14 protein-coding genes are annotated in these 12,484 nt (G+C 34.8%); 9 read left to right on the forward strand and 5 right to left on the reverse strand.

What is annotated here, in order from left to right; genetic code table 11:
* The first annotated feature begins 202 nt into the window (after positions 1-202).
* The 3 genes from mutS to recJ all read left to right on the forward strand — a co-directional run bounded on the left by mutS (position 203) and on the right by recJ (position 5,648).
* Positions 203-2,869, forward strand: a complete 2,667-nt coding sequence (gene mutS, locus ACQH2P_RS03815; RefSeq protein WP_425363081.1) for a DNA mismatch repair protein MutS — start codon at positions 203-205, stop codon at positions 2,867-2,869.
* A gap of 91 nt (positions 2,870-2,960) precedes the next feature.
* Positions 2,961-3,344, forward strand: coding sequence for an ankyrin repeat domain-containing protein (locus tag ACQH2P_RS03820; protein ID WP_425363082.1), 384 nt, complete (start codon positions 2,961-2,963; stop codon positions 3,342-3,344).
* A gap of 480 nt (positions 3,345-3,824) precedes the next feature.
* On the forward strand, positions 3,825-5,648 hold the full coding sequence (gene recJ, locus ACQH2P_RS03825) for a single-stranded-DNA-specific exonuclease RecJ (protein WP_425363083.1): 1,824 nt from the start codon (positions 3,825-3,827) through the stop codon (positions 5,646-5,648).
* A 100-nt stretch (positions 5,649-5,748) separates the two neighbouring features.
* Here the strand turns inward: recJ and ACQH2P_RS03830 are convergent, their stop codons facing one another.
* A complete protein-coding gene (locus tag ACQH2P_RS03830) occupies positions 5,749-5,913 on the reverse strand; it encodes a hypothetical protein (protein ID WP_425363084.1) in 165 nt (54 codons plus the stop codon).
* Positions 5,914-5,987: 74 nt separating this feature from the next.
* Between ACQH2P_RS03830 and ACQH2P_RS03835 the strand changes: the two genes are divergently transcribed.
* The gene (locus tag ACQH2P_RS03835) at positions 5,988-7,337 is read left to right on the forward strand and encodes a class I SAM-dependent methyltransferase (protein WP_425363085.1); all 1,350 of its coding nucleotides are present in this window, start codon (positions 5,988-5,990) and stop codon (positions 7,335-7,337) included.
* On the opposite strand, the gene ACQH2P_RS03840 is transcribed toward ACQH2P_RS03835, so the two are convergent.
* From ACQH2P_RS03840 to ACQH2P_RS03855, 4 genes are all read right to left on the reverse strand, one after another.
* On the reverse strand, positions 7,300-7,464 hold the full coding sequence (locus ACQH2P_RS03840) for a hypothetical protein (protein ID WP_425363086.1): 165 nt from the start codon (positions 7,462-7,464) through the stop codon (positions 7,300-7,302). The genes ACQH2P_RS03835 and ACQH2P_RS03840 overlap by 38 nt on opposite strands.
* Before the next feature lie 24 nt (positions 7,465-7,488).
* Positions 7,489-7,716 carry a hypothetical protein gene (locus ACQH2P_RS03845; protein WP_425363087.1) on the reverse strand — a complete coding sequence of 76 codons (228 nt, stop codon included), beginning with the start codon at positions 7,714-7,716 and terminating at the stop codon, positions 7,489-7,491.
* Positions 7,717-7,736: 20 nt separating this feature from the next.
* Complete coding sequence (locus tag ACQH2P_RS03850; RefSeq protein WP_425363088.1) at positions 7,737-7,877, reverse strand: hypothetical protein; 141 nt, start codon at positions 7,875-7,877, stop codon at positions 7,737-7,739.
* 209 nt (positions 7,878-8,086) lie between these two features.
* Positions 8,087-8,365: a hypothetical protein gene (locus ACQH2P_RS03855; RefSeq protein ID WP_425363089.1), complete on the reverse strand. Its 279-nt coding sequence runs from the start codon at positions 8,363-8,365 to the stop codon at positions 8,087-8,089.
* A gap of 385 nt (positions 8,366-8,750) precedes the next feature.
* On the opposite strand from ACQH2P_RS03855, the gene ACQH2P_RS03860 reads away from it, so the two are divergent.
* The 5 genes from ACQH2P_RS03860 to ACQH2P_RS03880 all read left to right on the forward strand — a co-directional run bounded on the left by ACQH2P_RS03860 (position 8,751) and on the right by ACQH2P_RS03880 (position 12,484).
* Positions 8,751-8,915: a hypothetical protein gene (locus ACQH2P_RS03860; protein ID WP_425363090.1), complete on the forward strand. Its 165-nt coding sequence runs from the start codon at positions 8,751-8,753 to the stop codon at positions 8,913-8,915.
* Positions 8,896-10,344 (forward strand): Asp-tRNA(Asn)/Glu-tRNA(Gln) amidotransferase subunit GatB, encoded by a 1,449-nt coding sequence (gene gatB / locus ACQH2P_RS03865; protein ID WP_425363091.1) that lies wholly within the window; start codon positions 8,896-8,898, stop codon positions 10,342-10,344. Before ACQH2P_RS03860 ends, gatB begins: the two co-directional genes overlap by 20 nt.
* Positions 10,341-11,375, forward strand: a complete 1,035-nt coding sequence (gene tsaD / locus ACQH2P_RS03870; RefSeq protein ID WP_425364098.1) for a tRNA (adenosine(37)-N6)-threonylcarbamoyltransferase complex transferase subunit TsaD — start codon at positions 10,341-10,343, stop codon at positions 11,373-11,375. The genes gatB and tsaD overlap by 4 nt, the downstream gene beginning before the upstream one ends.
* A 159-nt stretch (positions 11,376-11,534) precedes the next feature.
* Complete coding sequence (locus tag ACQH2P_RS03875) at positions 11,535-11,729, forward strand: hypothetical protein (RefSeq protein WP_425363092.1); 195 nt, start codon at positions 11,535-11,537, stop codon at positions 11,727-11,729.
* Between the two features lie 131 nt (positions 11,730-11,860).
* Positions 11,861-12,484 carry a BON domain-containing protein gene (locus ACQH2P_RS03880; RefSeq protein ID WP_425363093.1) on the forward strand — a complete coding sequence of 208 codons (624 nt, stop codon included), beginning with the start codon at positions 11,861-11,863 and terminating at the stop codon, positions 12,482-12,484.

A 12,484-nucleotide genomic window follows, 5' to 3' on the forward strand; every position in this document is an offset into this window, starting at 1 on the left:
CTGCAATTTTTGGATTGCCGCGTAGCCGCTTTGCGGCTCCTCGCAATGACGGCTACTCACCTAAATAAAACTGGTTTTTTCACTATTAGTTGCGACTTTTAAATTGCCCTGACCATGTTCTTCGTTAATAGCTCATTTATCCTGTTTGACAAGACATCCTATCACCTTTATCATTTAGTTATTTCTTATAATTAGTGTAGTTATGACTTTAGAAGAATTCCGTCAGAAGTATAATTATGATCAATCAACAAAGATGATGCAACAATATTTAGACATCAAATTTGCTAATATTGATTGTCTTTTATTATTTAGGATGGGTGATTTTTATGAAATGTTTTTTGATGATGCCGTTCTTGCCAGTCAAGTTTTAGGTATTGCTCTGACTAAAAGAGGTTCTAATGGTGATTGTGAGATCGCTATGTGTGGGGTTCCTCATCATGCTCTTGAGACTTATTTAAATAAATTAATTGAAGAAAATTACAAAGTTGCTATTTGCGATCAATTAGAGACGCCAGAAGAAGCAAAAAAACGTGGTGGCTATAAGGCTGTAGTAAATAGGGACGTAACGCGTATCATCACTCCAGGTACTATTACCGAGGAATCTTTAATTGATGTTTGTGAACCTAATTATTTGGCAAGTTTAGTTTTGCTAAAAAACAGAGCGTCAATTTGTTACGTGGATATCTCTACTTCAGAGATTTCAGTTATCGAGATTCCGCAGAATGAAATTATTAACGAACTATCACGTCTTAAGCCCAAAGAGATTTTACTTAGCGAAAGTTTGAGAGGGCAGCAATTAGCTAGTAATATTCATAGCCAATTGCATTTCCGTATCTCATATCAAGTTGATAGTTTTTTTGCCAGTAAGAAATGCCATAAAATTATTTTAGATTTTTATAAAATAAATGATCTAAAAGGCATAGGCGAAATATCTGAATGTCAAATAAGTAGTATTGGTAGTGTCTTAGAATATTTATCTTTGACCCAGAAGCAAAATATACCTTCTCTACCTTTACCTCGGTTGGTTAATTACCATAATTTTATGATTATTGATTCGGCAACTCGGCGGAATCTGGAAATTACTAGTAATTTATTAGGAAAAACTAAGGGTAGCGTCCTTGCTACTATTGATCATACCGTTACTAAAGCTGCCAGCCGTCTATTATATCACTTTTTATCAACACCACTAATAGATATTGATGAAATAAATTCTCGACAAAATATAACAGAGTTTTTTTATACAAATATTGCAATAGTAGGAAATATTAAAAAGTTACTCAAGAAAACGGGGGATTTAGAGCGTTGTTTGTCTAGAATTATGATGAATCGCGGTTCAGGACGAGATTTGCTAAATATTAAATATACGTTAAATGCTGCCCTGGAAATAAAAGGTGAATTTATCGCTCATTACGGGCTAAATCTGCCAGACTATATAGAAAACTTAATTAAACCATTATCTGGTAATGAACAGTTATATTCCTTAATAGACCAGGCAATTAGAGAAGATGCACCAAATAATATCAATGAAGGAGGGGTAATAAATCATCATTATCATCCTAAACTACAAGAATTATATGATCTAATTAATAATGGCAAATCACATATCGAGAAACTAAAAAATCTATATCGCCTGGATACTGGCATTGAAACTCTTAAAATATCGCATAATAATGTACTTGGGTTATTTATTGAAATTACCCTAAGACACAGTGATAAGATGGTAGACACCAAATTTATTCACCGCCAAACAACTTCTAATGCTAGTCGGTATACTACTATTGAATTGCAAAAATTAGAAAGTGATATGGTTAATAGCAAAAGTTTGGCGGTTAGTCTTGAACTAGAATTATATAATAAAATATGTCGGCAAGTTATTGATAATGCTATGTTTCTTCGATTGCTTAGCTGTTCTTTGAGTCAGCTTGATGTGTTCTGTAATTTTGCTTATATTGCCGATGAATATAATTATGTCAGACCAGTTTTAACTAACGATTTAACTTTTGAAATTATCAAGGGACGTCATCCAGTTGTTGAACAAAGTTTGTTCAACAATAAAAAAAGCTTTATTAACAATAATTGTACTTTATCAGAAGCTAATAGAATTTGGTTAATTACTGGACCCAACATGTCTGGTAAAAGTACTTTTTTGCGGCAAAATGCCCTAATAGCCATATTAGCACAAATTGGTAGTTTTGTACCAGCTACAAGTGCCAAGATAGGTGTGGTAGACAAGATATTTAGTAGAATAGGGGCAGGGGACGATTTACAAGCCGGACAGTCGACTTTTATGGTGGAGATGCTAGAGACGTCAGCTATTTTAGCTCAATCTACTAAAAACTCCTTAGTGATACTAGATGAGGTTGGTCGCGGAACTTCGACATATGATGGTGTATCAATTGCTTGGTCAGTACTTGAACATATTCATGATAGTCTCAAATGTCGGTGTTTATTTGCCACGCATTATCATGAATTAACCAGCATGAGTAATTTTTTGCCAAGCCTGAAAAATTATACAGTTGCTATTGAGGAATTGGGAAAAGAAATATTATTTTTGCATAATATTATCGAAGGGGCAGCTGATAAATCTTATGGAATTCACGTAGCCTACTTAGCGGGGCTACCAAAATCTGTTATAATTAGGGCGAACGACATTTTAACAAAATTAGAGAAAACCGCTACTAGCAAAAATAAGAATATATTAAATAACGAATCAAACAATTTAAGTTTATTTAACTTACCAGTAGAAAGTAAAAAAGAGATAAAATTCAATAAGTTAGAAGAAGAAATTAATAGAATCGACCCCGACCAACTCTCCCCTAAACAAGCCTTAGAGTTGGTGTATAAGTTGAAAAAATTACTTTACGGTTAAATAATTTTCACTTTTTTGTAAAAATACGCTTGATTTTTGATAATTAATCTGCTACGGGTATGTATACAAAAACAAAAAATGAGAAAATGTAATGACAAAAGTAGAAAAACTGAATCCATCAGAACTATTTCTCTGCTTCAAGAGCAAAATGATTCAAGGGACTAAGATGTCTAAAGAGGAGATAATAGCTCTTGTACAGCAAGGTTTTGATTTAGGTGAAGTAGATGATCATGGTTATCCAGCCTTGCTTTGGGCAGCTGAATATGGTCATAATGAGGTAGTAAAATTTATTTTAGAGCAGAAAGATAACATTTTCTATAATGCCTTAACTGCATTAGTACCACTTAATGCCATGGCTTTTCATCTTGCATGTAAAAACGGTCATGAGGATGTAAAACAATCTCTTCAAGATAGTGATCCCACATTATTAAGTGGAGATGCTGCTAACTTAGATATTTTAGCTATTATGTGTTAGTAGTACTAATAAGTCCCCCCGTCAAAAGTCTAAAGACACAACATCTGCTATGTTTAAATAAAAAGGATGTCATTATTTACACACTTTTCTGGACAGAGCCTGTCACTTTAAAGATAAAGAAAGAACCCGTACACTGTATGAGCAAAGTTTACGACTGTAGTACTAGTCTTTATACTCTTCTGTATAGATGGATGATAAAAAAATTAAAAACATCACAAAAATAATGATAATTGCTATTAGTGGATCATAAAAATCTGTTATATTATAGATATAACAGATTTTGGTAGATAACAAGTTTAGGGTGATCTAACCAAGATGCATTGCTAGGAGCCACTTTTAGTGGCAACGAAGCAATCCAGACAAGTGATTAAAAATGGATTGCTTCGTCGGTCTGATGACCTCCTCGCAATGACGGAGTAATGATGACGTAGACTTTTGCGAAGAGTCTAACGACTTTAATTTTTAATAGGGTTACCCTAGATGTCAATAGCACTAGAAGCAAGATTTTCAGTAAATGGCAAAATTTGGCAGCAGCGATTAGTTAGCGAGGATGATGTTTTAGAGCTTTGTCGTTCTGTAGAAATTAGTGATTTTCTAGCTAGGATTCTATCCCCCCGCCTAAAGAATTTGGTACAAGCTACTGATTTTCTATCACCTAAGCTTAAGAACTTACTGCCAGATCCTTTCCATTTACTTGATATGCAAAAGGCAGTAGATAGAACCATAGAAGCCATTATAAATAAACAAAAAATCTGTATATTTGCTGATTATGACGTTGATGGTGCTACATCTTCATCGCTACTTAAGAATTTATTTAGGAACTTGGGACAAGATGTTGATATTTACGTTCCAGACCGAATTGCTGAAGGATATGGACCAACCCCAGCTGCTATGCAGAAAATTAAGGATAATGCAACTAAGCTGCTTATTACCGTAGATTGTGGAGCAATGGCACATGAAGCTCTGAAATATGCATCTCTAGTAGGGCTTGATGTGATAGTGATCGATCATCATATTAGTAGTGATATATTACCTGAGGCTGTTGCTGTTGTTAATCCGAATCGTATTGATGAAACCAGCAATTATAAGTATCTGGCTGCTGTAGGAGTATCATTTTTATTTGCTACTGCCTTATTATCTGATTTAAAAAAACAGAATTTTTTTGCCAAGGGCGATTTAAAAATCGGAGAGGAAATAAATTCCAATCGCAATGACGCTCGGAGTAGCTATAATATACCCAACTTAATGCAATATTTAGATTTAGTTGCCCTTGGTACAGTATGTGATGTAATGCAGCTTATTCACTTAAATCGAGCGTTTGTTGCTCAAGGATTAAAAGTTCTTCAGCAAAGAAAGAATTTGGGTATGACAACCTTATGCGACATTGCTGGTTTAAAGGAAAAACCAAACTGTTATCATTTAGGATTTGTCTTAGGGCCTAGGATTAATGCTGGTGGAAGAGTTGGTAAATCATCATTGGGGGCTAGTCTTTTATCTACTGAATGTGCCATAGAAGCAAATAAATTAGCACAGGAGTTAGAGAAACATAATAATGAACGGAAAGTAATAGAGCTGATAATGATAGAGGAAGCTATTCAAATAGCTTTAACCCAAAAAAATGATAATTGCTTGTTTATAGTTGGTAAAGGCTGGCATCCAGGTGTTATCGGTATTGTTGCTGGAAGATTAAAGGAAAAATTTAATAAACCGGTATCGGTTATAGCCTTGAATGATGGAATAGGTAAGGCTTCTTGTCGTTCCATCAAAAATGTTGATTTTGGTAGTAAAATCATCAATGCCAAGACTAAAGAGTTAATTGTAGTTGGTGGTGGGCATGCAATGGCTGCTGGATTTACAGTATTAGAAGAAAAATTACCAGAATTGCAAGAATTCTTAAATCACTCATTTAAGAGTGATATGAGTAATCAGAATGAGCTTATATGTGAAGAATATGATGCAGAACTCACTACAAGTAGTGTAAATTTGCTACTAATGGATGAGCTAAGTAAACTTGAACCATTTGGCCAAGGAAATCCTGAGCCAATATTTAAATTCTCTAATCTTTTTGTCTTGAGAGCCGACATAGTTGGAGGAAAACATATAAAATGTTTGCTGGCACCTTCTAAGGAAGCTTTTGGCTCTAAGGCACTTCCTGCTATTGCTTTTAATGCTGTATCTAGTCCTATAGAGAATATTTTACTTAATATTAAGTCACATAATATTTCTGTGATTGGTTCGTTAAAAATGAATAGTTGGCAAGAACGTCATACTATACAATTACAGATAAAGGACTTGATAATATGATTTTTTCTATTATACTCACATTGGAAAAATTTAGTTACAATGGTTGTCATACCTGCGTAGGCAGGGAACTAAAAATCTTAAAAAGCCCTGAGATTCACGCCTACGCGGGAATGACAATTACAATGGTTGTCATACCTGCGTAGGCAGGTATAGTGAAACCTATTGAATTAGGTGATACAAACTTTGTGTCATACCTGCGAAAGCAGGTATCTAGATTCCCGCCTACGCGGGAATGACAACTTACAATAGTTATGTTCTTTATCACCTAATCCTATAGGCATAACTATATCTAAAAACCTAAGTTTGTTTATCAACTCCAATACAATATGAATTTTCTCTATGTCAAAATCTAAACAATTAAAAACACAGATTAATGTCCCTACCGAAACAACGAAAGATCTTGCTGTAGTTCAAGAACATTATCAAGATTATCCCTATCCTTATAGAGATCCTGAGGATGAAATAAAAAGATTACTGGCGGTTAGCGGTGAATTCTTGGGTGAATTAAATCATTATTTATATCAAGGTAAAGAGGATTTTAATTCAGGTTTTCGAGTGTTAATTGCCGGTGGTGGTACTGGTGATTCTGCTATATACATGGCAGAGCAGCTAAAAAATAAAAATGCCGAAGTGGTATATTTAGATTTTAGCAAGCCAAGTATGGATATCGCTCAAAAACGTGCCGAGAAACGTGGTCTTACTAATATTAAATGGGTATATGACTCTATCTTAAATATTCCAAAGCTTAATTTAGGTAAGTTTGACTATATTAATTGTTCAGGAGTATTGCACCATTTGCAAAGCCCACCTGATGGTTTAAAGATTTTGAAGGATTCTCTGACTGCCAATGGAGCAATTGGTGTAATGGTTTATGCCAAATATGGCCGTACTGGACTATATCAAGTGCAAGATATTATGAAAATGGTAAACCAGGGTGTTAGCAATAGGGTAGAGGAAATAATGAATGCCAAGGCTGTTATAGCTGGCTTTCCTGCAACTAATTGGTATATACGTGGACAAGAGCTATTAGCAGACCATGTTATTTTTGGTGATGTAGGTTTATATGATATGTTCTTGCATAAACAAGATAGGGCTTATTCTATTCCTGAATTATACGAATTTATTCATAATGCAGGTTTAAATTTTGTCGAATTTTCTGATGTTAGCGAAAAATTAGCTCTAAGAATTGAGAATTATATTAAGGATTTCTCTCTTCTGCAGAAAATTAAGAGGATGGATATAATAACTCAGCAAGCAATTTGTGAATTAATGGTTGGCAATATCATTAAACACAGTTTTTTTGTTTCTAATGCAAAAAATACCATTGCTACTCTTGATAATTTGGATAATGTACCATATTTTTACGGTATTGCGGGGATTGGCAAACAAATTTATGATCATATAGAGGCTAGTGCTTTGATAGCTGGCAACAGCATTAATCTTACGTTAAATAATTCATTTTTAAAAAATATCAATATTGCTATACCAGTTTCTAATTATACCAAATATGTTTTTAAACAAATGATAGATGGTGGTAAAAACTTGCAGGAAATCTTTGATTTAATTAGAGAAGAATTGCAACAAGAAATTAGTAACGAAGCATTGTTGCATGAAGTAAAGAGTATATTCACCCCATTTTTCACTACAGGAATTATGTTGCTTCATGACAAATCAGTAAAACTTTTTTAAAGTATTTGTTAACATTGTAAATTGCCGTTATTGCGAGAAGGGGCTTTAATGGCGACGAAACAATCCTGTTTTGTATCATCCCTGCTTCGGTGCGGTATCTAGATTCCCGCCTACGCGGGAATGACAAATGACGGTGTGATGCTAATTGGGGTTAGATACCAAGATCTTCACTCTCTGAACTCTCAGAATCTTCACCTATCACATTCATGGGCTGGTTATTGTTCTCAATAGTAATACTACTAATAATAGTATTGTTGCTCATCTTCATCGCATTTGCATTGTTGTTCTGCGGTAATGGGGATGTGGTGGTAGTATCTAAAGTCACAGTATTACCGTTAGCAATGCCAGTAAGGTCTAAATCATAAGTATCTTTAATCATATATAATCTCCTATTAATTGTTAAAGTAAGTAGGTATTGTAAAATATAGTGAAACCTATTGAATTAGGTGATACAAACTTTGTGTCATACCTGCGAAAGCAGGTATCTAGATTCCCGCCTTCGCGGGAATGACAACTTACAATCGTTATGTTCTTTATCACCTAATCCTATGAGCATAACTATACCTAACGCTAATCGGGTAGATACAGTGAAACCTATTGAATTAGGGGATATATAGCTAACCCGAAAAGGTTTTAGCCGGATAATGTTTGTCATCCCCGAGTCTATGTTTTTTGTCATCTAATTTAATAGGTTTCACTATATCACTTCAAAAGCTGTAAAAACAAGCTCTTGAAATGGTGAGATTGGATTACTCTGTAGGTGGTTGTTCGGCTCCTAGTAGTGCAAGGTGAATATCAGAGGTATTATCCAAGGTAACAACGGGCGTATCAGGGGTTGGAACGTTCAAATTTGGAATATCCAAATTGTTATTAACAACAGAAAGTGTATTAGGATTTGGAATATCCAAATTATTAACAACAGGTATGGGACGCAAGCCATTAGTAGCGGCTATCCTTGCACAGGCGGCAAGAAACGCTGCTTGACTAACATGATTTGGCAGGGGTAAATTGTTATGGTTATTCCTCATATATAAATCTCCATTAATGGTTAAAGAAGAATTATATAATATTTATCAAAAAATACATAATTAATTCTAGGTTGTGTTGAAACTTTCACACAGCCTAGACTTACAGCAAAAAATAAAAAATTATAAAATAACTACAATTTTTATTGAAAATATGATATAGCTAACCTGAGAAGGTTTTAGCCAGATAATGTTTGTCATTCCCGCGTAGGCGAGAATCTAAAATAGAGCCTGAAAAGTTCTGAGATACTATAGATTCCCGCCGTTGCTACACTGGTATCCTGGTAAAATTTTGACCCAAGGTTTAAGTGGTATAACTCCTAAAGTTCAGGTATAATACCAATACAAACAACTTAAAAACAGGACTTATGCAGATAATGCAACGTCATTGCGAGGAGCCACTTTAGTGGTGACGAAGCAATCCATTTTTATGTTAACCTTGCGAAAGCAGGTATCTAGATTCCCGCCGTTGCTAAGAATGACATCTTTTTCGTTTAAATTAGAACAAATACTAAACTATAAAGAGATTTTAAATGACTTATATTATTGGTAATACAGGTAAATGGCAATATGTGATAGGTGTGGAGATCCATGCCCAAATTTCTTCAAAATCCAAGCTTTTCTCTGGTAGTTCTACCGAATTCGCTGCTCCTCCCAATTCACAAGTATCTTTGATTGATGCAGCAATGCCTGGAATGCTACCAGTATTAAATGAATATTGTGTCCATCAGGCAATTAAGACTGGTCTTGGACTTAACGCGACAATTAATCTTAATTCAAGATTTGATCGTAAGAATTACTTTTACCCTGATCTACCTCAGGGCTATCAAATTTCACAATTCTATCATCCAATTGTCCAAGATGGCTATTTGGATATAGTAACTGAACAGAGAACAACCAAAAGAATCAGAATTAATCGTGTGCATTTAGAACAAGATGCAGGTAAGTCCATCCATGATCAATCTCCTCATTATAGCTTCATTGATTTAAACCGCTCTGGTATAGGATTAATGGAGATTGTTACTGAACCAGACCTTGATTCGCCAGAAGATACGGCTGAGTTTGTTCGTAAACTCAGAACTTTGTTGAGGTATATAGGAAGTTGTGATGGTGATATGGAAAAAGGATCATTACGTTGCGATGCTAATGTTTCAGTCAGGCTTCCTGGGAATCCACTTGGTACAAGGTGTGAGATCAAGAATATCAATTCGATTCGTAATATTATGCGAGCAATAGAGTTTGAAGCAAATAGGCAAGTAAATTTAATTGAAGATGGTCAGACAATAATCCAGGAGACTAGATTATTTGATGCTGATACTGGTGAAACCAGGACGATGCGTCTAAAAGAAGAAGCTCATGATTATCGATACTTTCCTGATCCAGATTTATTGCCAATAGTTCTATCTGAGGAGCTAATAGAACAATTAGCTCGAGATTTGCCAGAACTACCGGATGCAAAAATTCAAAGATATATGACAGAATATAGTTTAAATGCGTATGATGCTGAGGTTTTGGTAATTGATGAACAAGTAGCAGGTTATTTCGAGGCAGCAGTTAGCTTATGCAATCCCAAAATACTTGCTAATTGGATTATTAGTGAGTTATTTGGTCAGCTTAATAAAAATTCCATTAGCTTAAGTGAGTGTAAAATTACCCCAGAAATGCTTGCTCAAATGGTGAAACTAATAGAAGATGGGGTGATTTCAGGAAAGATTGCCAAAGTAGTTTTCGAAACTATGTTTGAAACTGGACAAGAGCCGGAAAAAATTATTAAAGAAAAAGACTTAGTGCAAGTGTCAGATAGTGGTATACTAACTGCTATAATTGACGGAGTGTTGTCAGAAAACCCTGACTCTGTTGCTGCCTATAGAAGCGGTAAGGATAAGTTATTTGGTTTTTTCGTTGGACAAGTAATGAAAAAAACTGAAGGCAAAGCCAATCCTAACCTAGTGAATGATTTATTAAAGGAGAAATTACAATAATTAAAATATTAGGTATTGAATCAAGTTGTGATGATACTGGCGTAGCAATAGTTAGCTCAGATAAAGAAATTTTATCGAATATTGTTATTTCCCAACACCAAGAACATAAGGCTTTTCAAGGAGTGGTGCCAGAAATCGCTGCTAGATCGCATTTGCAAAATTTAGAAAAAGCAGTTAGATATGTTTTGGATGAAAGTCATCTTGAATTATCCAATATAGACGGAATCGCAGCTACTTCTGGTCCTGGCTTGATAGGTGGGGTGATAGTTGGTTCAATGTTTGGCAGAGTAGTTGCTAGTGTCTTAAAGAAGCCTTTTATTGCAGTTAACCATTTAGAGGGGCATTTACTCACTGCTAGATTAACCAATAAGGCTGAATATCCTTATTTATTTCTATTAGTTTCAGGGGGGCATTGTCAATTTGTTGCTGTCCAAGCGTTGGGTAAATATAAAATTTTAGGACAAACTATCGATGACTCGGTGGGAGAATGTTTTGATAAAGTGGCAAAAATGCTGAATTTACCTTTTCCTGGGGGCGTAGAAATTGAGAGAAGAGCAAAATTTGGTAATCCATCTAAGTATATTTTGCCAAAACCCATTATTCATCAAGCTGGTTGTGATATGTCGTTTTCAGGTTTAAAGACGGCAGTACGTATATTAATATCCAAGTTACAGCCTATAGGTGAACAGGAAATTAATGATATAGCTGCCAGCTTTCAATATGTAGTTGGAGAAATCTTGTCAATAAAAATGCTTAATAGTTTTGCAATGTACGAGGAATTTATTGGTAAGTCGGCATTACCACAAAAAACCTGCGTACTTGCTGGTGGAGTTGCCGCTAATACTTATTTGAAAATTATACTTAAGCATCAAGCAGAAAAGCAAGGCTATGTACTTTTAGTGCCGCCAGCACATTTATGTACTGATAATGCTGCTATGATCGCTTATGCTGGGCTAGAACGTTTGCAAAATAATCTTACTAACTCATTCAATTTCTGCCCTAGAGCAAAATGGAGCTTAGAGGATTTATAGCTAATCGGGGCTAACATTACACTAAATTCACAAACGTTATTGCGAGGAGGCATGAAGCTGACGAAGCAATCCATTTTTGTGTCATACCTGCACTCCCTTCATTCTTAGCAACGGCGGGAATCTAAGATCCCGCACTGAAGCAGGGATGACATTATAGTTATGCCCATAGGATTAGGTGATAAAAACATAACGATTGTAAGTTGTCATTCCCACATAGGCAGGAATCTAGATACCTGCTTTCGCAAGGTTAACACAAAGTTTGTGTCACCTAATTCAATAGGTTTCACTATAATATTAAGCAAGGATGACACAAAACAGGATTGCTTCGTCGACCTACGCTTTTCCTTGCAATGATGGAGTAATGCTAATGGGGTTATATTAAAATTTCTGGGCAGAAATTAGTTGTGCTTACTATATTATTTACTATAATGAACTATTTGAAGCTTTATCTTAAAGGGCGGATATTACGTAGATTAAGGAGGATTATGTATAGAATTAACTTTATTATTATAATCTTATCTTTCATGCTTACAGGTTGTTTTCCGGCTATTTTTACTGCAGCAACTAGTTCTACTATCGCGGCTGCAAAAGATCAATCAATTGCAGAAACAATTGATGACGTGAAAATATCGACAAAGATCAAAGCTTCTTTTATAAAAAATAATTTCAGAGAATTATATACTAAGATTAAGGTTGAGGTAGAACAGGGGAGGGTGCTACTGACTGGAATCATAGACAAAAAAGAAGATGCATTAAAAGCTGTAGAACTTGTCTGGGATGAAAAAGGGGTTCATGAAGTTATTAATGAATTGATAATAGATAAAAAAAGTGATCATTTTGACTTAGTGCAATATACTAAAGATGCTATGATTACTAGTCAAATTAAGACTAGGACTTTTGTTAACCGAGATATAAAATGGGTAAATTACACTATTGTTACAGTTAATAATATAGTATATATATTTGGTTTAGCAAGGTCTGAGGAAGAGTTAGAAATGGTCACTTCTATTGCTTCCCAAATCAATGGTGTAGAAAGAGTTGTCTGTCACGTTAAAATAAAGGAAACTGAAAAGATTGATAATAATGATGTAAATGAAAGTGAAATTTAG

It is taken from the genome of Candidatus Tisiphia endosymbiont of Hybos culiciformis, from assembly GCF_964030975.1.
Classification (GTDB): domain Bacteria; phylum Pseudomonadota; class Alphaproteobacteria; order Rickettsiales; family Rickettsiaceae; genus Tisiphia.